Raw genomic sequence first — 23,166 nt, 5'->3', positions numbered from 1 at the left:
AACCTCCTCACCGTCCGACACTACAGAAGTGAGGTGACGGGGGCTCGGTCTGAACGATCATCAACAACATAGCGGACATCCTTATGTCATGACAATATGCCATAGTGTCGAGGTAAGGTGCGTCCTCTGGAGGTGCGTTGTACGACCTGATCACGATCGGCCGCTGCGGCGTCGACGTCTATCCGCTGCAGACCGGCGTCGGGCTGGCCGACGTCGAGACCTTCGGCAAGTTCCTCGGCGGCAGCCCGACCAACGTCGCCGTCGCGGCGGCACGCCACGGGCTGCGCTCCGCGGTGATCACCGCGGTGGGCGCCGACCCCTTCGGCGCGTACGTACGACGGGCCATCCGCGACTTCGGCGTGGACGACGCCCACGTCAGCGTCATCGAGGGCCCGGCCACCCCGGTCACGTTCTGCGAGATCTTCCCGCCCGACCACTTCCCCATCTACTTCTACCGCGGCGAGCACCCGCCCGACCTGCGCCTCACCCCCGGCCACCTCGACCTCGACGCCATCCGCGCGACCGGCCTGTTCTGGTTCTCGCTCACCGGCCTGAGCAAGGAGCCGAGCCGAGCCGCGCACGCCGCCGCCCTGTCGGCCCGCACCGCCGGCTGGACCGTGTTCGACCTCGACTACCGGCCGGCGCTGTGGGAGTCGCGCGAGGCCGCCCGCGCGGCGGTGCGCGAGGCGCTGCCGCACGCGAACGTGGCGGTCGGCAACCTGGACGAGGTGGAGACCGCGGTGGGCGTGCGCGACCCCGAGGCGGCGGCGCGGGCGCTGCTCGACGCCGGGGTCGAGGTGGCGATCGTCAAGATGGGCCCGGCCGGGGTCTTCGCCCGCACGGCCACCGAGACCGTCGTGGCCGAGCCGGTCGAGGTGAAGGTGGTCAACGGCATCGGGGCCGGGGACGCGTTCGGCGGCGCGGTCTGCCTCGGGCTGCTGCGTGGCTGGCCGCTGGAGCGCACGATCCGCTTCGCGGGCGCCGCCGGGGCCTTCGTGGCCGCCCGCCTGGCCTGCGCCGACGCCATGCCCACCACCGACGAGGTGCACGAACTGCTGAACGAGGTGCCCACGTGAGCGACCTCACGCTGCCCAGGACCACCCGCTACGAATGGCTGACGCGGATCCGCGCGACCCGTCCCGAGGAGATCGCCGAGGCCGCCGCCCGCCGGCGGCGCCGCAGGATGCCCGAGGCGGACGAGCGGCTGCTGATCATCGCCGCCGACCATCCGGCCAGGGGCGCCCTGGCCGTGCGCGACCGCCCGATGGCCATGGGCAGCCGCCACGACCTGCTCGACCGGCTCCAGACGGCCCTGGCCCGGCCGGGGGTGGACGGCATCCTCGCCTCCCCCGACGTCCTGGAGGACCTGCTCCTGCTGGGCGCGCTGGAGGGCAGGCTGGCCTTCGGCTCGATGAACCGGGGCGGCCTGCAGGGCTCGGTGTTCGAGCTGGACGACCGCTTCACCGGCTTCGACCCCGAGGCCGTCGAGGCGATGCGCCTCGACGGCGGCAAGATGTTGTGCCGCATCGACCCCGGCGACCACGCGACGGCCGCCACCCTGGAGTCGTGCGCGCACGCGGTGACCGGGCTGGCCCGCAGGCGGCTGGTGGCCATGGTGGAGCCGTTCTGGGCGGCCCGCTCGGAGTCCGGCGTGCTGCGCAACGACCTGTCCCCCGACGCCGTGATCCGCTCGATCAGCGTCGCCCAGGCGCTCGGCGCCACCTCGGCCCACACCTGGCTGAAGATCCCCGTGGTGGCCGAGATGGACCGGGTGATGGCCGCGACCACGCTGCCCACCCTGCTCCTCGGCGGTGACCCGCCCGACATCGGCACGGCCTACGCCGACTGGCACCGCGCGCTGGCCCTGCCCGGCGTGCGCGGCCTGGTCGTCGGCCGCGCCCTGCTCTACCCATCGGACGACGACGTGGCGACGGCGGTGGACGGCGCCGCCGCCCTGGTACGAGAGGCACACGCATGACGTATCTGCCCTACGGCAAGGCCGCGAGCGGCCCCTGGTCGGTGGAGATCACCCCGTCGCTGGCCGGCTGGACCTACTCCGGGCTGCGTGTGGTGGACCTGACCGGCCCGCCGCTGGCGTTCGACACCGGCGCGGAGGAGATGATCGTCCTCCCGCTGGCGGGGTCGTGCACGGTCGAGGTCGCCGGGGAGACGTTCGTGCTGGCCGGGCGCGGATCGGTGTTCGAGGGGCCGAGCGACTTCGCGTACCTGCCGATCGGCGTCCGGGCCACGTTGAGCGGCGCGGGACGCGTCGCGCTGCCGTCGGCCCGCGCGACCAGGGCGCTGCCGCCGCGCCACGTGCCCGCCTCCCGGGTGCCGGTGGAGATCAGGGGCGCGGGGCAGGCCAGCCGGCAGGTGAACAACTTCTGCGCGCCCGGCGTGTTCGACTGCGACAAGCTCATGGCCGTCGAGGTGCTGACGCCGGGCGGCAACTGGTCGTCCTATCCCCCGCACAAGCACGACACCCCCAACCCCGGCGAGGCCGTGCTGGAGGAGGTCTACTACTTCGAGGTCGCCGGCGACGGACCCGGCTACCAGCGCGTCTACTCCTCCGAGCGGGGGCACGTCGACACGCTGGCCGAGGTCTCCTCCGGCGACGTCGTCCTGGTCCCCTACGGCTACCACGGGCCCTCCATGGCCGCCCCCGGCTACGACCTGTACTACCTCAACGTGCTGGCGGGCCCGGCGGAGGAGCGTTCGATGGCGTTCTGCGACGATCCCCGCCACGCCTGGATCCGCTCGTCCTGGACGGGCCAGGACATCGACCCGAGACTGCCGTTCGGGGGGCGGGCATGACCCGGTTGACCGTCGCGCAGGCCGTCGTACGCTTCCTGGCCGCCCAGTGGAGCGAGCGGGACGGCGTGGAGCGCCGCTTCTTCGGCGGCTGCTTCGGCATCTTCGGCCACGGCAACGTCGCCGGGCTCGGCCAGGCGCTGGCCACCGGCGGCGACGACCTGCCCTACTACCTGGCCCGCAACGAACAGGCCATGGTGCACACCGCCGCCGCCTACGCCCGTACCGCCAACCGGCTGGCCACGCTGGCCTGCACGACCTCGATCGGCCCCGGCGCGACGAACATGATCACGGGAGCGGCCGGCGCGACCGTCAACCGGCTGCCCGTGCTGCTGCTGCCCGGCGACGTCTTCTCCACCCGCGCCGCCAACCCGGTGCTCCAGGAGCTGGAGGACCCGCGTTCGTACGACGTCTCGGTCAACGACTGCTTCAGGCCGGTCTCCCGGTACTGGGACCGGATCAACCGTCCTGAACAGCTTCCGTCCGCGCTGACGGCGGCCGTGCGGGTGCTCACGGACCCGGTGGAGACCGGCGCGGTGACGCTGGCGCTGCCGCAGGACGTGCAGGCCGAGGCGTACGACTGGCCCGAGGAGCTGTTCGCCCGCCGGGTGTGGCACGTGCCACGCCCGAGGCCGGAACGCGCGGCGCTGGCCAGGGCGGCCGAGCTGATCAGGTCGGCGGCGCGCCCGCTGATCATCGCGGGCGGTGGGACGATCTACAGCGAGGCCACCGCCGAGCTGGCCGCCTTCGCCGAGGCGCACGGCATCCCGGTCGCCGAGACCCAGGCGGGCAAGGGGTCGCTGCCGCACGGCCATCCGCTGGCGATGGGCGCGGTGGGCGCGACCGGCACCACCGCCGCCAACGCGCTGGCCCGCGAGGCCGACGTGATCATCGGGATCGGCACCCGCTACAGCGACTTCACCACGGCCTCCAGATCGCTCTTCGCGGCGGACGCCAAATTCGTGAACGTCAACATCACCGCCTTCGACGCCGCCAAGCTGTCGGGGCTGCACCTGGTCGCCGACGCCCGGGAGTGCCTGACCGACCTGGCCGCGGCCTGCGCCGGACGCCGCTCCGACGACGCCTACAGGGCCAGGGCCGCCGAGCTGTCCCGCGACTGGGACGCGAGCGTGGACCGCGCGTACGCGCTGGACAGCTCCCCGCTGTCGCAGGCGGCGATCATCGGCGCGGTGAACGCGGCGGCGGGCGCGGACGGCGTCGTGGTGTGCGCGGCCGGGTCCATGCCGGGCGACCTGCACAAGCTGTGGCGGCCGAGCGGCCCCGGCGGCTACCACGTCGAGTACGGCAACTCCTGCATGGGCTACGAGATCGCGGGTGGCGTGGGGGTCAAGATGGCCGCGCCGGAGCGCGAGGTGTTCGTCCTGGTGGGCGACGGGTCGTACCTGATGATGGCGCAGGAGCTGGTGACCGCGGTCGCCGAGGGCGTGAAGCTGGTCGTCGTCCTGGTGGACAACTCGGGCTTCGCCTCCATCGGGCGGCTGTCGGAGAGCGTCGGCGCGCGCCGACTGGGCACGTCCTACCGCTCCCGTACGGGCGGCCCGCTGCCGGTCGACCTGGCCGCCAACGCCGCCAGCCTGGGCGCGGCCGTGCTGCGTCCGGAGTCGCCGGCCGACCTGCGCAAGGCCCTGGAGGCGGCCCGCTCGTCCACCGAGACGACCGTCGTGTACGTGCGCACCGACCCCATGGCCGACGACGCCCCCTCCTCGCAGGCGTGGTGGGACGTGCCCGTGGCCGCGGTGGGCGCGGCGGCCGAGCGGGCGGCGTACGAGGAGGCCAAGCGGTCGCAACGTCCGCACCTGAGCCCGCCGTCCTGACCAGGGTTGCCCTCGATCACCTCCGGGAAAGGCTCTGACCAGGCACGATCGGGGGTTGGGCATGAGGCCGTGGCGGGCGCTGGGGTGGATCGCGATCATCGCGGTGGCCTTGTTCTGCCTCTATCACCTGCGCACGGTGGTCATGTCCGTCATCATCGGCGTCTTCCTCACGGCGCTGCTGCACCCGCCGGCCCGCTGGCTCACCTCCCGCGGGCTCGGCCCGGCGCTGGCCACCACGGTCGTCTTCGTCGGCGGCCTGGTGCTGGCCGGCGCGCTGATCGCGCTGCTGGTGCCGCCCACGGTCGACAGCCTGAGCGAGATGCGCACCAGCCTGGGCAAGGCGCTCGACGACCTGCACGGCCTGGCCGCCCGGTTCGGGCTCGACGACCAGCGGCTCCTCGCCCAGGCCAGGGACTACGTGTCCAAGCAGGGCAAACAGATCACCAGCGGCGCCCTCGCCGGGGTCAGGACGGCCGGCGAGATCGTCGTCGGCGCGGTGCTCGCGGTCATCCTGTCGGTGTACTTCGTGCACGGCGGCGAGCGGCTGTTCGCCTGGATCGTCGATCTCGTGCCCGACGGGGCCAAGGCGCGCTGCCGCGACACCGGCGTGCTGATCTTCAGCGTGATCGGGCGCTACATCCGCGGGGTGGCGATCGTGGGCGTGGTCGACGGGTTCTTCATCGGGCTCGCACTGTGGATCCTCGGCGTGCCCATCGCGCTGCCGCTGGCCGTGCTGACGTTCGTGGGGGCGTTCCTGCCGGTGGTGGGGGCGTTCATGGCCGGGCTGCTGGCGGCGGTGGTGGCGCTCGTGGCCAAGGGGTGGCTGGTGGCGCTGATCGTGGTCGCGGTGACCGTGGCGGTGCAGCAGCTCGAAGGGCACGTGCTGGCGCCGCAGATCTACGGCAAGGCGCTCGACCTGCCGGGGGCGGTCATCCTGGTCGCGATCACGGTGGGCAGCGTGATCGCGGGCATCACCGGGGCGTTCCTGGCGGCCCCGGTGACCTCGGTGCTCGTCGCGCTGCTGCGGCGGCCCACGGCCCATCTGATCACTCCCGGGCCGCGCTGACCTCCTCGAGCTGTTCGCGCGACCACTCGATCCGGCCGTCCCGCAGGTCGGCGATGACGGCGCGGAGCCAGCGGGCCTCGGCCGCCGTGACCTCGCGCAGGTATTCGGACTCCAGCATCGTGATGCGCGGCAGGTCCTCCTCGGCCGACAGGCTCGACTCCAGCTCGGCGAGCGTGCGCTCCACGGCCGCCGCCCGCCGTTCCAGCGCGTCGGCCAGCACGCCGGGCGGGAGCAGCATCGCGTTGGACAGCGCGGCGGGGAACTGGGGGAACTCCTGCTTGGGACGGCTGAGCATGTCGTCCAGCCATTCGACCAGCCGTTCGCGGCCGGCGTCGGTGAGCTCGTAGACCGTGCGCTCCGGGTACTGCTGGTCGCGCTCGGTCTCCCGGACCCTGAGCAGCCCGGCCTCGCCCAGCCGGTCGATCGTGCGGTAGAGCCCGGCCCGCTGGCCCACGTTGACCACCTGATCCTTGCCCCACTGCTTGAGCAGGCGCTGCATGCCGTACGCGTGCAGGGGCCGGGACCGCAGCAGGGCCAGCACGGTCAGGGCGAGCGGCGAGCCGCGGTCGAGAGCCATGGCCCTCATCGTACCCTCACGACAACTAGTTGACTTGAGACTAGTTGCAATGCAACTATTGAGCCCATGACCACAGCAGACCGCCCAGTGGGCGTCATGACCGAGATTCCCGTGCTGATCGTCGGCGGCGGCTACGCCGGGCTCACCTCCGCCCTGTTCCTGTCGCACCACGGGGTGCCCTGCGTGCTCGTCGACCGCCACCCCGGCGTGTCGCTCCTGGGCAGGGCGCGCGGCATCACCCCGCGCACGATGGAGATCTACCGGCCGCTCGGCCTGGAGCAGGCCGTCAAGGAGGCCGGGCGGCCCTTCGACGAGGAGGGGGGCGTGGCCCGCTGCGCGACGCTGGCCGACGAATGGCAGTGGATCTTCGAGGCCGGCTCCTCCCGGGCGATGCCCGAGCTGACCGCGGCCGAGTACGGCATGGCCGACCAGAGCACGGTCGAGCCGATCCTCGCCGAGGCCGCCCGCGCGCGGGGCGCCGACCTGCGCTTCGACACCACGTGCAGGTCGATCGAGCCCGACGCGGAGGGCGTCACGGTGGTGACCGAGGACGCCCGCACCGGCGAGCGCCGGACCCTGCGCGCCCGCTACCTGATCGCCGCCGACGGCTACCGCGGCATGATCAGGGAGCACCTGGGCATCGCCCGCGAAGGGCTCGGCGTCCTGCGCAGCTACCTGTCCTTCGTCTTCAGGGCCGACCTGTCGGAGCTGGTGACCAAGCGGGCGCTGTTCTGGATCCTCGGCGCGCCCGGCGGGACGGCCTCGGGCGCGATGGTCTCCCACGCGCTGCCCGGCCATTGGGGCATGGCCCTGACGTACGACCCCGCCTCCGAGTCGCCGGCCGACTTCACCGACGAGCGGCTGATCGCCTCGGCCAAGGAGCTGATCGGCCGCGACCTGCCCGTGGAGATCGTCAGCAGGGCCGGGTGGGAGGAGGCGGTGGGCGTCGCCACGCGCTACCGCGAGGGGCGGGTCTTCCTGGTCGGCGACGCGGCGCACGTCTGGCCGCCGGCCGGTGGGCTGGGCGCCAACTCGGCCGTCCAGGACACGCACAACCTGGCCTGGAAGCTGGCCGCCGTGCTCGACGGCCGGGCCTCCGACGCGCTGCTCGACACCTACGAGGCCGAACGCCGCCCGGTGGCCCTGGAGCTGGCCGACCTGACCGTACGCAGCCAGGCGGCCAGGTTCGGCCCTGACCCCGACGACGACCCGCTGGACCACGTCCTGGCGATCCTCGGGCAGCGCTACCGGTCGTCGGCCATGGTCGGGGCCGTGCACGAGACGGTGTTCGGCGACTCGGTGGCCCAGGGCGCCCGTCCCGGCACCCGCGCCCCGCACCTCTGGCTCGACCGGGACGGCGTGCGCATCGGCGTCCACGACCTGTTCCACGACGCCTTCGTCCTGCTGTGCGGCCCGGACGGCGCGGACTGGGCACGCGCCGCGGGACCCGGCGTACGGGTCCACCAGGTGGGCGGTGACGTGCTCGACGTCGAGGACGCCTGGGCCGGGCGCTACGGCGACGCCACCGCCGTCCTCGTCCGCCCGGACGGCTACGTGGCCTGGCGGACCGGCGGACCGGCGGTCGAGGGCGAGGTCGGCCGGGTGCTCGCCCAGGTGCTCGGCTCCGGCGCATGACCGTCATATGGTGAGTCATGCGATGGATCACGTTCGACTGTTTCGGCACCCTCGTCGACTGGCGGCACGGCATCGGCACCAGCCTTGAGCTGATCGCGCCCGGCAGGGGGGAGGAACTGCTGGAGGCGTACCTGCGGCACGAGAGCGCGGTCGAGACCGAGACGCCGCGGGCGCGCTACCGCGACGTCATGGCCGAGGCACTGCGCCGCGCCTGCGCCGGCGCCGAGGTCCCGCCGAACGACGACGACGCCTGGGTGCTGGCCGCCACACTGCCCTACTGGCCGGTGTTCGGCGAGGTCGGGGCGGAGCTGTCGGCCCTGCGCGCGGCGGGCCGGCGGCTGGCGCTGCTGACCAACTGCGACCGCGACCTGATCGCCCAGACGCTGCGGCGGCTGCCCGTGCCGTTCGACGCGGTGGTGACCGCCGAGGACGTCGGGGCCTACAAGCCGGACGAGGCGCACTTCGAGCACTTCAGGCGGACGTACGAGCCGGCGGAGTGGGTGCACGTGGCGCAGAGCCACTTCCACGACATGGTCCCGGCCCAGCGCCTCGGCATCCGCCGGGTGTGGATCAACCGGCACGGCGAGCGGCCCGCCGACCCGGAGGTCGTCCGGGTGGTCCTGCCCGACCTCCGCGGCCTGCTCGCCGCCGTCGAACGCGCCTAGCGGGGTTTGTCCAGGACCTCGGCGACGCCTTCGAGGAAGGAGTCGACGTCGGCGATCAGGTAGCCGGCGCGGAGGAGCACGGTCGAGAACCGGGCCTCGCGCACCTCCTTGGCGGTCACCGCGAACTCGGTCGTGCCGCGCAGGGTGGCGACGATGCGGTCGAGGAAGGCGTCGACCTCGTCCTCGTTGTAGCCGGTGCCCATGCGGCCGGGGCGGAAGGCCACACGTTCGACGCGGGCGGCCTGGGTCTCGAACCACTCCTCGCGCAGCAGTTCCCCGGTCGGCTCGGCCATGGCGAGCCGTACCGGGCGCTTGGCCTGGGTCTCCAGCGCCACGACGAACGCCTCCAGCGCGAAGTCCACCGCGGTCTCGTGGTAGCCGCCGCGCTTGGCGCGGAAGGTCGCGGCGCGGACCTCGTCCGCGGTGACGGGCTCGACCGTGTGCGGGCCCCTGCCCAGCGTCGACTCGATGCGCGCGATCAGGGCGTCGACTTCCACGGGGTCATAGCCTGAACGCATACCCATGACGCGCGGAAAGCGGTTCAAGCCCACTCCTCCTGAGATGTGCCGGGGGTATCTCCATTGTGAGGGCCTTTATCACCACCCTGCGCCCTGACATATACCGTTACAGCACCATGCGACTGTTACAGGTCTCTTTCCGCTACCGAAGACGTCAGCCTTTCGTCCTCGAAGAGGCCGACGCGCAGCTCGCGCCGGGCGACGTGATCGAGCTGACCGGGGTCAACGGAGCGGGCAAGTCCACCCTGCTGCGGCTCCTCTCGGGGCTCACCCGGCCGACGCGGGGCCGCATCACCGATCGTCCCGGCGTCGTGGGCTTCGCCCCCGACCGCTTCCCGACGGCCCAGCCGTTCACGGTCACCGCCTACCTGAACCACATGGCCTCCGTACGCGGCGGCGCGCGGTGGCGGCCCTGGGCCGAACGCCTCGGCATGGGCCACCTCCTCGGCCTGCCGCTCGGCGAGCTGTCGAAGGGCAGTGCGCACAAAGTCGGCCTGGTCCAGGCCCTGATGCCGGACCCCGGCCTGCTGATCCTGGACGAGCCCTTCGCCGGCCTGGACGCCGACGCCCGCGAGACGCTGCCCGCCATCGCCACCGAGGTCGCCGGGCGCGGGGGCATCGTCATCGCCAGCGACCACCAGGGCGGCCTGCGCGGCCTTCCCGGGCTGCGCTCCTGGTCGGTCGTGGACGGCCGCCTCAAGGAGGGCGCCCCCGCGGCCACCGGCCACGAGCGCGACCCGCGACGCCCGCGGGCCACCGTGGCGGTCACCCTGCCCGCCGACGAGCTGCCGCTCTTCCTCACCAGGATGCGCGACAAGGGCTACCGGACCCGCGAGATCGAGGACGCCCAAGCCCTCCCCCACCCCGCCGAGGAGCCCCGGTGATCGCTCTGGCCGTCTTCCGCCTGGCCGCGTACGTGCGTTCGCACCGCGTCCACCAGGCGCTGCTGCTCACCCTCGCCATGCTCGCGATCGTCTACGGCAGCCGGGCGCCCAGGGGCACGGAGGCGGCCGTGCTGGCCGACGGCGCCGTGCTGATCATCCCCATCCTGGCCTGGGCCACGCGAAGCCTCCTGGACACCGAGCCCGACCGGCAGCGCGAGCTGTCGGCGATCACCGTGGGCGGGCGCGGCAGGGAGGTGGCGGCGGGGCTCGTGGCGAGCCTGGCCGCCTGCGCCGGACTGGCCGCGATCGCGCTCGGCTGGGCCGTCCTGCTCGGCCTGAGCGAGCGCCCGGGCGGGGACGTGCTCGGCGCGGCCGTCGTCCTGCACGTCCTGGCCGTGCTCGCCGGGACCGGGCTCGGGGCGCTGACCAGCCGGGCCGTGCTGCGCTCCCCCGCGGTCTCGATCATGTCGCTGGTGCTCGGCTACCTGGTGATGCTGCTGCTCAGCGCGTCCCCGGCGTACTGGCTGACGGTTCCGCTGGTGGTCTGGATGCGGACGGCCGCCGCCGGCGAACTGCTCGACCGGCTGCCCCAACTGTCGGTGATCTCCCTGATGTGGTGCCTGGCGGGACTCGCCCTGTATGCCTGGAGGCGCCGTAGGGTAGGTTAGTAAGCGTTCACTCACCCCTGAGGAGGCAACGGTGAAGGTGATCTGCCTGGGTGACAGCATCACTCGCGGACAGGTGAGCGTCGACTATGTGGCCATGCTGCGGGACCGGCTGCCCGGCGAGACGGTGATCAACGCGGGGGTCAACTACGAGCCGTCGTCCGAGCTGCTCAAACGTCTCGACGACGTCGTACGGCAGGATCCGGACGTGGTCACCGTGCTCATCGGCACCAACGACGCCAACGCCACTCTGAGCGAGAAGCGGGCCAGGGCCCTGCGCAAGCGCTGGAAGCTCGCCGAAACCCCCACGCCCGCCGCGTACGCCGCCAACCTGACGGCCATCGCCGCCCGCCTGCAGAACGAGACCATGGCCCGCGTGGCGCTGATCTCCCCACCGGTCATCGGCGAGGACCTGGACTCGGTCCCGGTACGCCGCACCCAGGAGTTCGCCGAGATCGTCAGGACGGTCGCCGCCGAGCAGGGCGTGACCTACCTGCCGCTCAACGAGCGCATGACCGCCGCCCTGGAGGGCACCTCGCCCCGCACCCACTACCGTCCGGAGAGCAATCAGGCGCGGACCGCCGCGATGCAGCACTTCCTGCTCGGCCGCAGCCTGGACGCCATCTCCACCAGCCGCGGCCTGCGGCTCACCACCGACACCGTGCACCTCAACAGCCGGGGCGCCGCCATGATCGCCGACCTGGTCGAGAGCTTCGCGGCCCGCTCGACCGCCGCGACGTAGGCCGGGCGCCCTGCCCTGCTCGATCGGCCGCCGGGCAGGGCGGTTCTATTCGGCGGCGGCGAGCTGCCCGCAGGCGCCGTCGATCTCGCGGCCCCGGGTGTCGCGCACGGTCACCGGCACCCCGTGGAACTCCAGCCGGCGCACGAACGCCCGCTCGTCCTCCGGGCGGGAGGCCGTCCACTTGGAGCCCGGCGTGGGGTTGAGCGGGATCAGGTTGACGTGCACGAGCTTGTTCCTGACCAGCTTGCCGAGCAGGTCGGCCCGCCACTCCTGGTCGTTGACGTCCTTGATCAGGGCGTACTCGATGGAGATGCGGCGCTTGGTCCTGGCCGCGTACGACCAGGCCGCGTCGAGGACCTCGGCCACCTTCCAGCGCGTGTTGATCGGCACGAGCGTGTCACGCAGCTCGTCGTCGGGCGCGTGCAGGGACAGCGCGAGCGTGACCGGCAGCCCCTCCTCGGCCAGCTTGCCGATGGCGGGCACCAGCCCCACGGTCGAGACCGTGACGCCGCGGGCGGAGATGCCGAGGCCGTGCGGCGCGGGCTCGACCATGCGGCGCACGGCGCCGATCACCTGCTTGTAGTTGGCCAGCGGCTCGCCCATGCCCATGAAGACGACGTTGCTCACCCGGCCGGGCCCGCCCGGCACCTCGCCCGCCGCCAGCGCGCGGGCGCCGGCGACCACCTGCTCGACGATCTCGGCGGTGGACATGTTGCGGGTCAGGCCCGCCTGGCCGGTGGCGCAGAACGGGCAGTTCATGCCGCAGCCGGCCTGCGAGGACACGCACATGGTGACCCGCTCGGGATAGCGCATGAGCACCGACTCGACCAGCGCGCCGTCGAACAGCCGCCACAGTGTCTTGCGGGTCGTGCCGCCGTCGGTGGTCAGCTCCTTGACCGGCGTGAGCAGCGTCGGCAGCAGCGCCGACAGCTTGTCGCGGGCCGCCGCGGACAGGTCGGTCATCGCGGCGACGTCGGTGGTGTGGCGCTCGAAGTAGTGGCGCGAGAGCTGGTCGGCGCGGAAGGCCTTCTCCCCCAGCTCGGTGACCGCGGCCCGGCGCTCGGCCATCGACAGGTCCGCCAGGTGCCGCGCGGGCTTGGCCCGTCGCGGCGCGACGAAGGTGAGCTGGCCTGGCTGCTGGGACACGTTTCTGCCTTTGCTCGGGGGACTACCGGGACTTCTCACCGGCCAGGTTAGTGAACGCCGGCCGCGCGGGCGGAATTCCTGATCACAGTACGGCTCGCGTCAGGGTCACCGCCCGATCTACAGTCATCTCGTATGGCGATTTTCCGGTCGGCCTCTGGCGAGGGTGGGACCGAGGTCGTCCTCGCCGCCGGTAACCCCTACGGCAGCCGCACGCTCGTGGTCGAGCGGGACGAGGACTCCTCGGTAGCTTACCTGTGCTCGCCCGAGGGCGCCGTCCATGGAGCGGTCTGGCTGGCCAACCACCGGCCGGCCCCGGCCGTGGTCGATCTGGCCCGGATCAACTCCGGCCTGCCCCCGCTGATGCCCAGGGGCAACACGACGCATCCCGAGGGGCGCAGGCCGCTCGGGCAGCTGTCCGCCCTGTGGTTCGAGGAGGGCGACGGCGTCGCCCTCTACGAGGACGACGACCTGCTCGCCGTCATCCCCGGCTGGGCCGACATGAACAGGGGCATGCCCGGGTACGCCCGCGACGCCGTGGGCGAGTCGCCGTTCGCGTGGGCGCTGTCGGAGGCGTTGGAGGGGCTGCGGCCGCGCATCTCCAACGCCACGTCCTACTGGCGCTGGCGGCACGGCGAGGGGTCGTGGCCGTCGTTCCAGCAGTTCGTCATGGGCCATCTCGACCGGGTGCTGGGCCCGGCGGGCCGCTACTGGGACGCCAGCGGCGAGCGCCTGCCGACCGTCGGCATCACCGAACGGCCCCCGCACGAGGGCCGCGAGCTGACCGTGCTGTCCACGGTGGGCATGAGCTGCCAGCGCATGCCCACGGTCGAGCAGTGGATCGACCGGCCCGACGCCTACGCCCGGATCGAACTGGCCGTGGCCACCCGCGACGACCCCAGGGACGCGGCGCTGCTGCTGGTGTGGCTGGCCCAGTACCCGTGGCACTCGGTGACCTGGCTCGGCCACGGGCACACGGCCAAGTGGTACCACGAGCCGTCGACGTTCCCGCTGGGGTCGCGGTACTCGGGGGTCCTCATGCGGGCCGACCCTCCCGACATGCCGGACATGTCGGGGTTCGCGTTCGGTGGGGAGGCCGTACGGTGGTTGTGGCTCACCCCTGTGACGACGGAGGCGTTAGAGGAACAGCGTCAGTAGCAGCCAGACCGGCACCAGCGTGGTCACCAGCGAGTCGAGGCGGTCCATCAGGCCGCCGTGCCCCGGCAGGATCGTGCCGAGGTCCTTGATGCCGAGGTCCCGCTTGATCATCGACTCGATGAGGTCGCCCACGGTCGCCAGCAGCGCCGCCAGCGCCCCGATCAGCGCGCCCAGCCAGAGCGGGCCGTCCAGCAGCCAGGTCACCAGCCAGCCGCCGACCAGCGTGCAGGCGATCATCGACCCGGCGAAACCCTCCCAGGTCTTCTTCGGGCTGATGACCGTCATCTTGTGCCTGCCGAACAGCACACCCGCGACGTAGCCGCCGATGTCGCTGGCCACGGTCACCGCGATGAAGATCAGCACCCGGTCGCGGCCGTCGTGCGGCGCGAGCAGCAACGCCGCGAACGCCGCCAGCATCGCCGGGTAGAACAGCGTGAACACCGAGGCCGTGCCGTCGCGCACGTAACCGTCGGTGCCGTCGCTGAACATCCGCCACACCAGCAGTACGAACGCGAACACCGCGAACGTCCCCAGCAGCCAGAAGGGGCCGCCCCAGTACGCCCCCGCCTGCATCGCCACCAGGCCCGCGAGCACCGGGACGGCCGGGACCTTGATCCCGCGCGTGGCGAACGCCTTGGTCAGCTCCAGCACGCCCACGCCGACGCACACCACGATCACCAGGAGGAAGAGCTCCTTGATCGTGTAGAGGGTACCGAGGACCAGCGCCCCCAGCCCCACACCCACCGCGATCGCGGCCGGCAGGTTCCTTCCGGTACGGCTGCCGCCGTTCGGACCGGTGCCGGCCGTACGTTCTTCCACAGACACTCTCCATAGCCACGGCCCCCGCCTTCCGGCGAGGGCCGCGAGGCGTGCCGCTCAGACTTCGAGCAGCTCGGCTTCCTTGTGCTTGAGCAGCTCGTCGATCTTGGCGACGTGCTTCTGGGTGAGGTCGTCGAGTTCCTTCTCCGCGCGGCGGACCTCGTCCTCGCCCGCGTCGCCGTCCTTGATCATCTTGTCGAGGGCCTCCTTGGCCGTACGACGGATGTTGCGGATCGACACCTTGGCGTGCTCACCCTTGTTCTTGGCGACCTTGATGTACTCCTTGCGGCGCTCCTCGGACAGCTCCGGGAACGTCACGCGGATCACGTCGCCGGTGTTGGTCGGGTTGACGCCGAGGTCGGAATCGCGGATGGCCTTCTCGATCGCGCCCATCGCGCTCTTGTCGAAGGGCTGGATGATGACCATGCGCGCCTCGGGCAGGTGGAACGAGGCCAACTGCTGGACCGGTGTCGGAGTGCCGTAGTACTCCGCATTGATCTTGTTGAACATCGCGGGGGTGACCCGGCCGGTCCGGATGGTCGCGAAGTCTTCCTTCGCGACCGAGACGGCCTTGTCCATCTTTTCCTCGGCTTCGAGGAGGGTTTCGTCGATCACAGCGGCTCCCTGTCTACTAGCTGGCGGTGTCGGGCTAGCTCCCTCATTTGCCTGCGGGACTCACCAGCGTGCCGATTTTCTCACCGCGTACCGCTCGCAGGATGTTGCCCTCGCCCATCAGGTCGAAGACCACGATCGGCAGATCGTTGTCCTTGCACAGGCTGATCGCGGTCGCGTCCATGACCGCGAGGTCGCGGAGCAGCACCTCGCCGTAGTCAAGGTGGTCGAACCGGACCGCGTCGGGGTTCTTGCGCGGGTCGGAGTCGTAGATCCCGTCGACCTGCGTGCCCTTGAGCAGCGCCTCGGCGCCGATCTCCAGGGCCCGCTGGGACGCCGCGGTGTCGGTGGAGAAGTACGGCGAGCCGAGACCCGCTCCGAAGATGACCACGCGCCCCTTCTCAAGGTGCCTGATCGCACGGCGCGGCAGGAAGGGCTCGGCGACCTGCTGCATGGTGATGGCGGTCTGGACGCGGGTCTCGACGCCCCGCCTCTCCAGGAAGTCCTGCAACGCCAGGCAGTTGATCACCGTGCCGAGCATGCCCATGTAGTCGGCCCTGGCGCGGTCGATGCCGCCCTGGGACAGGGTGGCGCCGCGGAACATGTTCCCCCCGCCGACGACGACCGCGACCTGCACGCCTTCGCGCACGGCCTCGGTGATCGAGTCGGCCAGGTGGTCGACGACGGCCGGGGCGATGCCCAGCGGGTCGTCTCCGGCGAACGCCTCGCCTGACAGCTTCAACATCACCCGCTTCCACCTCAGTGGACTCTGCGGGCTGGGTGATGAGGAAGCCGCCGTCCGTGTGGATTCGTGGGCTGACTCCCGGTGGTCCTGCACGGCGGCGGCCTCCTTCATTGGGTGGAACTCTGGGCAGGCAGTTCGCTCAAGCCTAAGCCTGGCCGACCTTGAATCGGACGAAGGCGAGCACCTCGACGCCGTTCTCCTCGGCGTACTTGCCCACGCTCTTCTTGTTGTCCTTCACGAAGGCCTGCTGGACCAGGGTGAAGTCCTTGTACCAGCCGTTGACGCGACCCTCGACGATCTTGCCGATGGCGGCCTCGGGCTTGCCCTCCTCGCGGGTCATCTCCTCGAAGAGCTTGCGCTCCTTCTCGACGACCTCGGCGGGGACGGACTCGGCCTTGAGGTACTGCGGGGCCATCGCCGCGGCGTGCTGGGCGATGTCCTTGGCGACCTCGGCGTTCGGCTTGTCGAGCTGCACGAGCACACCGACCGCCGGCGGCAGCGCCGGGTCGGTCTTGTGCATGTACGCGCCGATGTAGCCGCCCTCGAGCACGGCGAAGCGGCGGATCTCGATCTTCTCGCCCAGCGCGGCGTTGGCCTCGTCCAGGTGCTCCTTGACGGACTTGCCGTCGAAGGAGGAGTCGAGCAGCGTCGCCACGTCGGCGGGCTTGCTCTCCAGGATGTGCGCGACCACACCGGCGGCCAGCTCCTGGAAGCGCTCGCCCTTGGCCACGAAGTCGGTCTCGCAGTTGAGCTCGAGCAGGGCGGCGGAGGAGTCACCGTCCTGCTGCAGCGCGACGAGGCCGTTGGAGGCCGTACGGGCCTCGCGCTTGCCCACGTCCTTGGCGCCCTTGAGGCGCAGGAGCTCGATGGCGCGGTCGAAGTCGCCATCGGACTCCTCAAGCGCCTTCTTGCAGTCCATCATGCCGGCAGCGGTGATCTCGCGAAGCCGCTTGACGTCGGCCATGTTCACGGAAGCCATTGCTCTTATTCCTTGTGGGATTTCGTCGTCGTCGTGGGATCGGGGTGGACGCCCGGGGCGCCCTCCCCTGGTCGGTACGGCAGGCGCGTGCCGTACCAGGGCCTTGTCGTGCACGGGTCGTGCGCGGGTGGTGCGTTCTGCCTCGGTCTTGCGCGGTCTCGGGCGGTGCTGCTCGGTTACGGTCTGGGACGTTGCTGCCCGGTTACGGTCGGACGGTCATGCCGGTTGCGCTCGGACGGTCGTGCCGGGTTGCGCCCAAGCGCCGAACTCCCACCCAACCCGCCCCGATCGGTCCGGCTTCCGCCTGGCCGGCCCGGCTTTCACCCGGTCTGCCTGGCTGCCGCCCGGTCTCCGCTCAGCAGGACGGGCTCCGCCGGTGGAGCTCTGCTCCGCCTCGCTGCATACTGCCCAGCGAGGCTCGGCTTATCGCTCCGGACCGATGGTCATCCCGCCTCGGCTTACCGCCTCGGTTCCCGACGACCACCCCGGCCCTGGCTTACCGCCCGGCCTGATGGCCACCCTGCCTTGGCTACCGCTTCGGCGTGGTGCCGTCCTGTCCGGCTTGCCGTCCCGGCTCGGCCGTTTGCCCAGTCGAGACGCGTACCTTGCCTTCCAAGCCTCAGCCCTCACAGGCCCGAGGCCCTTTCAGAGCCCCAGCCCTCGCAGGACCTTGGTTCCGCTCACCCTCGCTCAGCCAAGTGCCCGCCCCGCACCGCGGTCGATGACGACCTGCGGCGCGGAGCCGGCGCCTGTACCGTGCCCGGCCTCACGCCCGGGCCCGGTGGCCGTGTCTCAGGCCTGCGGCTCGGACTCGGGGGTCGCGTCGGCGGCCGGAGCGGCCTCGGCCGGAGCCTCGGCAGCGGGGGCCTCCTCGGCCGGAGCCTCAGCGGCCGGGGCCTCAGCGGCGGGAGCCTCTTCGGCGGCGGCCTCGGCCTCAGGAGCGGCCTCCTCAGCGGCGGCCTGACCCTGACCCTGCTCGATGAGCTCGCGCTCCCACTCGGCCAGCGGCTCGGCTGCGGCCGGCTTCTCGTCGCCGCGGGCGGCGCCGGAGCGAGCCATCAGACCGGCGGCGACACCGTCGGCGACGACCCTGGTGAGCAGGCCGACGGCGCGGATGGCGTCGTCGTTGCCCGGGATCGGGTAGTCGACCTCGTCGGGGTCGCAGTTGGTGTCGAGGATCGCGACGACCGGGATGCCAAGCTTCTTGGCCTCGCTGATCGCGATGTGTTCCTTCTTCGTGTCCACGATCCACACCGCGCTGGGCACGCGGCCCATGTCACGGATGCCGCCGAGCGTGCGCTCGAGCTTGTCCTTCTCGCGACGGCGCATGAGGAGCTCCTTCTTGGTGAGCCCCGAGCCGGCGACGTTGTCGAAGTCGAGCTCCTCGAGCTCCTTCAGACGCTGAAGCCTCTTGTGCACGGTGGAGAAGTTGGTGAGCATGCCGCCCAGCCAGCGCTGGTTCACGTACGGCATGCCGACCCGCGCGGCCTGCTCGGAGATGGCCTCCTGAGCCTGCTTCTTGGTGCCGATGAACAGGATCGTGCCGCCGTGGGCGACGGTCTCCTTGACGAAGTCGTAGGCACGGTCGATGTACGACAGCGACTTCTGCAAGTCGATGATGTAGATGCCGTTGCGCTCGGTGAAGATGAAGCGCTTCATCTTCGGGTTCCACCGGCGGGTCTGGTGGCCGAAGTGAACGCCGCTCTCGAGCAGCTGTCGCATGGTGACGACGGGGGCCATGTGATGGTCCTCCAGGTCTGGGCGCCCTGCGGATGGGCGCAGTTCTCGGTTGTGCCGCGGCAGCGCGTTGTCTACCGCCCTGATGCCCCAAAACCGCTCCAGCCGGGCCGGGGCCCGGACCGAGGGTGCGGTCCGCAACGGGGCATGCGAAGTCGGCCTGTTGCCACAGGCCATCGAAAAGTCTACCTCCCACACCGCCCCAGGCTGACCGTCTGAGGTCAAACCGACATTCCGGGTACGGCTCACCCCGCATCGTGATCCTCCGTGGGCAACCCCGGCCACGTCCTCGGGGCGACCGGGAAGAGGTTGATCTGCGCCTCGGCGACCCTGGCCTCGCTCGGCGCGTCCTCCGGGCTGCGCCGATGAGCGATGTACGGCTCCAGCAGCTTCTCGATCTCCTCGCTCAGCCGTCCAAGTTCGCTCGCATCGACCCTGATGCGGGTGCGGCTGAAGCGGGTCGCGTCGCGCCACTCGTCCGTCTCGTGCTCGATCCTGGCCAGGGCCCGGTCGGCCTCGTCGCCGGCCTCCTTGCGGAATGCCTTGATCAACAAGGTCTTGGCGTCACGGACCTCCGGCTGGTCGTCCGGCAGCACGCCCACACTGAACGGCTTGTGCGTCGATCTCCACAGCCGTTCGCGTCCGTCACCTCTGGGCGGGGCGTCCTCGACGAACCCGTACTTGGCCAGCATGCGCAGGTGATAGCTGGCGGCGCTGGGTGTGATCCCCGCGATCTCCGCCACCTCGGTCGCAGTGGCACTGCCCTCCACGCCAAGCCGGTTGAGGATCATCAGCCTCGCCGGGTGAGCCAGCGCCCGCATCATCTTCGGGTCGCTGAGCCCCTCCATGTCCTGCGTCATGCGCCAAAGGTACCCGCAGAGAGATATGAAGCATTCCCTTTACAACTCTGAAGGGATCCCTTCATACTTATGAAGACTTCCTTTCATATCTACCCGCCCCCCGGTCCTCGTCCCCGTCCCCGTCGCCATCCCGCCGCAGAGCCGCACCCGCCGCCTCGCCCCCGGACCGCACCGCCTCGTCCCGCGCCAGGGCCCGCCTCACCCCAGACCGCACCCGCCTCATCCCGCGCCACGGCCCCGCTCCCGTCGCCGCATCACCACCCCCGCCTGCACCCCACCCCCAGCCCGAACTCGCCACCCCGGAGACCCTGAGCATGGACACGACGGCCCCACTCCCCCTTCGCAAGCAGCGCGACTACCGCCTGCTGTGGAGCGCCCGCACGATCTCGATCACCGGCTCGGAGGTCTCCAAGCTGGCCGTCCCCCTGACCGCCATCACGCTGCTGACCGCCTCCCCCGCCGAAATGGGGCTGCTCACCGCCGCCGCGCCGCTGCCCGCCCTGCTGTTCGGCCTCCAGTCGGGCGCCATCTCCGACCGCCTGGCCCGGCACCGCCCGCTGATGATCGCCTGTGAGCTCGTCTCCTGCGTCGCCGCCGCCACCGTCCCGCTGGCCTGGCTGTTCGGCGTCCTCACCGTGCCTTGGCTGGTCATCATGGCCCTGGTCATCGGGACGGCCGGCGTCATGTTCAAATCCGCCAACTTCCCCTACATAGCCGCGGTCGTAGGCCCGTCGCAGCGCACCGAGGCGATGGCCGGCTTCCAAGCCTCGTACTCGGTGGCCTCCGTGAGCGGCCCCGGCCTGGCCGGCATCCTGGTCCAGACGCTCACCGCGCCGTTCGCCGTACTGGCGGAGGCGCTGTCCTTCCTCGCCTCCGCCCTCCTGCTCCGCTCGATCCGCACCCCGGAGCACAACGAGCCCACCCGCTCGTCCAGCATGTGGCACGACATCGTCGAGGGCCTGCGAACCAGCCTCACCAACCCCACGCTCCGAGCCGTCCTTGGCGCCGGCGTGACGATCAACTTCTTCGCCATGGCGTACATCGCCGTCCACATGCTCTACATGGTCAACACGCTCGGCATCCCCAAGGGACTGATCGGCTTCCTCACGGCCCTGAGCGGCCTGGGCGGTCTCCTGGGCGCCTGGCTCACCTCCCGCCTGGCCAAGCGCTACGGCGAGAACCGCATCCTGCTCGTCGCGGTCCTGTTCTTCCCGCTGGACATCCTCGCCGTCGGCCTCGTGACCGGCCCCCTCTGGGTGAAGCTCACCGTCCTCGGCCTGACCGGCGTCCTGACCGGCGTCATCGTGGTCGCCTTCTCCACCTGCATGGGCGTGATCACCCTCCGCGACACTCCCACCGCCCTCCGGGGCCGCGTGAACGCCACCATGACCTTCGCCGTGCAGGGCGTCCTGGCCCTCGGCGGCCTGACCGGCGGCCTGCTGGCCGAATTCGTCGGCCTGCGCCCGGTCATCCTCATCAGCGCGGCGGGCATCGCTCTGAGCACCCTGTGGATCTGGCTCTCCCCCCTACGCCCCAACGCCCCTCACAAGCAGCGCCACCACACCCCGCCCCCGCCCGCTCAGAGCTCCCTCCCCCACGCACTGACCCACCTCATCGAATCCAAGCGCCACTCCCTCATCTAGCCCCTGATCCCCCTGATTCCCCCCACAGCCCACACAAGACCTACATTCCGCCCACCCTGGCCCAAAACGCCTCGACACCCCACCACGACGGCCCGCCCCCTTCCTCCCACGGCCCTCTGCCCTGGCTGCCCGCGGCCCTTCGTCCCTACAGCCCTCCGCCCCTGACGGCCTGCGGCTCTCCTCCTTCACGGCCCACCCCTGGCGATTTGTGCCCTCTGCCCTGACGGCCCGTGGCCTGCGGCCTTCGCCCCAGGGCCACGACCTGTGCGCCCTCTCCCACCAACCCCACAACGTCCTCCGCCTCGCCCCTCCCCTCCCTTGCCGCCACCCTTACTGGCCGCCTACCGCCGTCCACAGGAGACTCATCACCGCCCCCTCCATCCACAGAACCCCGCTCGCCTCGACCTTCGGAGGCCGCCCCCGGCAAGACTCCTCGCCATGTCCCCTCACCCAGCACCCCCACCGCCGAGGCCCTGCCTCCAGAGCAAGGCACGCCAGGCCCTGACCTCCTTGGCCATGCTCACAACGGTGATCACCATCACGGCCGTCACCACCCCGGTTCCTCTGGCGAGGGCCACCCCACCCGCCTGGCGCTGGCCCCTTGACGGCAGCCCCCGCGTCCTGCGCCGCTTCGCCCCACCCTCCGCCCCATGGCTGGCCGGACACCGAGGCATAGACCTGGCCGCCCCCGCCGACACCCCTGTCCTGGCCGCGGGCACAGGCACCGTCCACTACGCGGGCTCAGTAGGGGGAAGAGGAGTCGTCACCGTCGACCACCCCGGCGGCCTCCGAACGACGTACCTGCCGATCACCGCATCGGTGAAGCAAGGCGAGCCGATCACGATGGGCGCCCGTCTGGGAGTCGTACAAGCCACACAGGGCCACTGCCAGGAGTCATGCCTGCACTGGGGCCTGATCGAAGACTCCCGCTACCTGGACCCCCTGCTCCTACTGGGCCACGCCCCCATCCGCCTCCTCCCCATCTGGCCGGAAACCACCACGCCCCCAATCACCCCACCCCTGCTGCCTCTCACCCCCAAGGCGCTCTCCGAGGCGCCCCTTACTCTCCCCTTCGCCCCCTCCGAAAGGTCTGCAGCCAGCACCACAACCCCACTCACCGCTCCCCCGCTACCCAACCTGTCCGCCGCCCTCTACCACCCGAACCCGTCCGCCTTCACAAGCCCGAACCTGCCTGCTCCGCCAGCCCTGCACCTGCCCACCAGCGCGTCCCCGCCCCTGCCCCAGCCCTTCATCCCCCTACATCCGCCCCTGCTCACAGTTCTCGGGCACCATGACTCCCCCTTCAAAGCGCAGAATGCGCTCCCATCCCCCAACCCCACGGCCCTACAGGCGCTTGCCCCCATCGCGATACCGGATACCAAGCCCCTGATCACCACCCCTGAAGCCACCCCCTCTCCCCCCGAGACACGCTCCAGCAACCTCCCCATCCGCACCCAATCGGTCAGAACTCCCGAGCAGCGGCATGACCCGTCCGAACGCCCGGCCACACCCCGCAAACCCGTCGTCCAACTCCTCGCACATGCGGCTTCCATGCCCGCAGCCCCCGCAATCGGACTGGGCACTCTCCTTGGAGTCGCCCTCCTCATCACGGCCCTACGACGCCGCCGACGCCCCCACAAGAAGCAACACAGCCCAAGAACCGGCCAACACCGCAAACCACCGAGATCGGAAGGAGCACACAGACGCCCCGGCTCCCCCTCACAACGCTCCTCCTGAAATCCCGGAAACCGACCAGAGAAGCTGGTCCATCAACGCTGCAACGCTCGCCGCGCCGTATGCAGCCCCAAGCTCACGACGAGAGCCCACAGCAGTCACCCTGAGAAACCCCAGAGGTTCCTCTCGAGCGGCCAAGATGCTGCTTCGTCCCGGATCGACGAACTCGACCCGCAAGCCCTCATCGAGGCACGCTTGAGCCTCTGAACCAGACAAAGTCCCGTACCTCTCGGGCGGCTTCCTTGGTTGCGTCCACGGAAGTGGTGTACGAGTTTGACCTGGTCAACAGGTGTGGCGCCGTGAAATGAGTACGGCCATCGCGTGATCCTTCGTAGCAA

The 23,166-nt window shown here is 71.1% G+C and carries 22 protein-coding genes; 13 read left to right on the top strand and 9 right to left on the bottom strand.

All coding sequences use genetic code 11. The annotated features are described in order from the left end of the window. Positions 1-137 precede the first annotated feature (137 nt). From iolC to ACIHAD_RS43825, 5 genes are all read left to right on the top strand, one after another. Positions 138-1,076 carry a 5-dehydro-2-deoxygluconokinase gene (gene iolC / locus ACIHAD_RS43845; protein WP_397360769.1) on the top strand — a complete coding sequence of 313 codons (939 nt, stop codon included), beginning with the start codon at positions 138-140 and terminating at the stop codon, positions 1,074-1,076. After that, positions 1,073-1,978 (top strand): deoxyribose-phosphate aldolase, encoded by a 906-nt coding sequence (locus ACIHAD_RS43840; RefSeq protein ID WP_397360768.1) that lies wholly within the window; start codon positions 1,073-1,075, stop codon positions 1,976-1,978. Before iolC ends, ACIHAD_RS43840 begins: the two co-directional genes overlap by 4 nt. Then, positions 1,975-2,814 (top strand): 5-deoxy-glucuronate isomerase, encoded by an 840-nt coding sequence (gene iolB / locus ACIHAD_RS43835; RefSeq protein ID WP_397360767.1) that lies wholly within the window; start codon positions 1,975-1,977, stop codon positions 2,812-2,814. The genes ACIHAD_RS43840 and iolB overlap by 4 nt, the downstream gene beginning before the upstream one ends. After that, positions 2,811-4,646, top strand: coding sequence for a 3D-(3,5/4)-trihydroxycyclohexane-1,2-dione acylhydrolase (decyclizing) (iolD, locus tag ACIHAD_RS43830; protein WP_397360766.1), 1,836 nt, complete (start codon positions 2,811-2,813; stop codon positions 4,644-4,646). The genes iolB and iolD overlap by 4 nt, the downstream gene beginning before the upstream one ends. A gap of 61 nt (positions 4,647-4,707) precedes the next feature. Beyond that, the gene (locus tag ACIHAD_RS43825; RefSeq protein ID WP_397360765.1) at positions 4,708-5,712 is read left to right on the top strand and encodes an AI-2E family transporter; all 1,005 of its coding nucleotides are present in this window, start codon (positions 4,708-4,710) and stop codon (positions 5,710-5,712) included. Here ACIHAD_RS43825 and ACIHAD_RS43820 read toward each other — a convergent pair. After that, positions 5,693-6,289, bottom strand: coding sequence for a PadR family transcriptional regulator (locus ACIHAD_RS43820; RefSeq protein WP_397360764.1), 597 nt, complete (start codon positions 6,287-6,289; stop codon positions 5,693-5,695). The genes ACIHAD_RS43825 and ACIHAD_RS43820 overlap by 20 nt on opposite strands. 96 nt (positions 6,290-6,385) lie before the next feature. On the opposite strand from ACIHAD_RS43820, the gene ACIHAD_RS43815 reads away from it, so the two are divergent. Continuing rightward, positions 6,386-7,924, top strand: coding sequence for an FAD-dependent monooxygenase (locus ACIHAD_RS43815; protein WP_397360763.1), 1,539 nt, complete (start codon positions 6,386-6,388; stop codon positions 7,922-7,924). A gap of 17 nt (positions 7,925-7,941) precedes the next feature. Then, positions 7,942-8,589 carry an HAD-IA family hydrolase gene (locus tag ACIHAD_RS43810; protein ID WP_397360762.1) on the top strand — a complete coding sequence of 216 codons (648 nt, stop codon included), beginning with the start codon at positions 7,942-7,944 and terminating at the stop codon, positions 8,587-8,589. On the opposite strand, the gene ACIHAD_RS43805 is transcribed toward ACIHAD_RS43810, so the two are convergent. Further along, positions 8,586-9,086: a DivIVA domain-containing protein gene (locus ACIHAD_RS43805; RefSeq protein WP_397360761.1), complete on the bottom strand. Its 501-nt coding sequence runs from the start codon at positions 9,084-9,086 to the stop codon at positions 8,586-8,588. The genes ACIHAD_RS43810 and ACIHAD_RS43805 overlap by 4 nt on opposite strands. Positions 9,087-9,223: 137 nt before the next feature. Between ACIHAD_RS43805 and ACIHAD_RS43800 the strand changes: the two genes are divergently transcribed. The 3 genes from ACIHAD_RS43800 to ACIHAD_RS43790 are packed head-to-tail and all read left to right on the top strand — an operon-like array spanning position 9,224 to position 11,398. After that, positions 9,224-9,991, top strand: a complete 768-nt coding sequence (locus tag ACIHAD_RS43800; protein WP_397360760.1) for an ATP-binding cassette domain-containing protein — start codon at positions 9,224-9,226, stop codon at positions 9,989-9,991. Continuing rightward, complete coding sequence (locus ACIHAD_RS43795) at positions 9,988-10,659, top strand: hypothetical protein (protein WP_397360759.1); 672 nt, start codon at positions 9,988-9,990, stop codon at positions 10,657-10,659. Before ACIHAD_RS43800 ends, ACIHAD_RS43795 begins: the two co-directional genes overlap by 4 nt. A 31-nt stretch (positions 10,660-10,690) precedes the next feature. Beyond that, positions 10,691-11,398, top strand: coding sequence for an SGNH/GDSL hydrolase family protein (locus ACIHAD_RS43790; protein ID WP_397360758.1), 708 nt, complete (start codon positions 10,691-10,693; stop codon positions 11,396-11,398). A gap of 45 nt (positions 11,399-11,443) precedes the next feature. On the opposite strand, the gene rlmN is transcribed toward ACIHAD_RS43790, so the two are convergent. Beyond that, the gene (rlmN, locus tag ACIHAD_RS43785; RefSeq protein WP_397360757.1) at positions 11,444-12,544 is read right to left on the bottom strand and encodes a 23S rRNA (adenine(2503)-C(2))-methyltransferase RlmN; all 1,101 of its coding nucleotides are present in this window, start codon (positions 12,542-12,544) and stop codon (positions 11,444-11,446) included. A gap of 132 nt (positions 12,545-12,676) precedes the next feature. Between rlmN and ACIHAD_RS43780 the strand changes: the two genes are divergently transcribed. Continuing rightward, entirely contained in the window at positions 12,677-13,699 is a 1,023-nt protein-coding gene (locus ACIHAD_RS43780; protein WP_397360756.1) for a suppressor of fused domain protein, read from the top strand. Here the strand turns inward: ACIHAD_RS43780 and ACIHAD_RS43775 are convergent. The 6 genes from ACIHAD_RS43775 to ACIHAD_RS43750 form a co-directional block, all read right to left on the bottom strand. Continuing rightward, positions 13,679-14,518 carry a phosphatidate cytidylyltransferase gene (locus tag ACIHAD_RS43775; RefSeq protein ID WP_397360755.1) on the bottom strand — a complete coding sequence of 280 codons (840 nt, stop codon included), beginning with the start codon at positions 14,516-14,518 and terminating at the stop codon, positions 13,679-13,681. The genes ACIHAD_RS43780 and ACIHAD_RS43775 overlap by 21 nt on opposite strands. 57 nt (positions 14,519-14,575) lie before the next feature. Beyond that, entirely contained in the window at positions 14,576-15,133 is a 558-nt protein-coding gene (gene frr / locus ACIHAD_RS43770) for a ribosome recycling factor (protein ID WP_352323801.1), read from the bottom strand. A 43-nt stretch (positions 15,134-15,176) separates the two neighbouring features. Then, positions 15,177-15,875, bottom strand: a complete 699-nt coding sequence (gene pyrH / locus ACIHAD_RS43765) for a UMP kinase (protein ID WP_357707145.1) — start codon at positions 15,873-15,875, stop codon at positions 15,177-15,179. Positions 15,876-16,020: 145 nt separating this feature from the next. After that, entirely contained in the window at positions 16,021-16,854 is an 834-nt protein-coding gene (gene tsf, locus ACIHAD_RS43760) for a translation elongation factor Ts (protein WP_397360754.1), read from the bottom strand. Positions 16,855-17,646: 792 nt separating this feature from the next. After that, on the bottom strand, positions 17,647-18,594 hold the full coding sequence (gene rpsB / locus ACIHAD_RS43755) for a 30S ribosomal protein S2 (protein WP_397360753.1): 948 nt from the start codon (positions 18,592-18,594) through the stop codon (positions 17,647-17,649). A gap of 242 nt (positions 18,595-18,836) precedes the next feature. Continuing rightward, on the bottom strand, positions 18,837-19,451 hold the full coding sequence (locus tag ACIHAD_RS43750) for an ArsR/SmtB family transcription factor (protein ID WP_397360752.1): 615 nt from the start codon (positions 19,449-19,451) through the stop codon (positions 18,837-18,839). Positions 19,452-19,765: 314 nt separating this feature from the next. Here ACIHAD_RS43750 and ACIHAD_RS43745 point away from each other — a divergent pair, with 314 nt between their 5' ends. After that, positions 19,766-21,094: an MFS transporter gene (locus tag ACIHAD_RS43745; protein ID WP_397360751.1), complete on the top strand. Its 1,329-nt coding sequence runs from the start codon at positions 19,766-19,768 to the stop codon at positions 21,092-21,094. A 438-nt stretch (positions 21,095-21,532) separates the two neighbouring features. After that, on the top strand, positions 21,533-22,831 hold the full coding sequence (locus tag ACIHAD_RS43740; RefSeq protein ID WP_397360750.1) for a peptidoglycan DD-metalloendopeptidase family protein: 1,299 nt from the start codon (positions 21,533-21,535) through the stop codon (positions 22,829-22,831). Positions 22,832-23,166 lie beyond the last annotated feature (335 nt).

The sequence above is a fragment of the Nonomuraea sp. NPDC052265 genome (assembly GCF_044547985.1).
GTDB lineage: Bacteria > Actinomycetota > Actinomycetes > Streptosporangiales > Streptosporangiaceae > Nonomuraea.
Note: the sequence above shows the minus strand (reverse complement) of the source record. Positions and strands in the feature narration are given on the sequence as shown.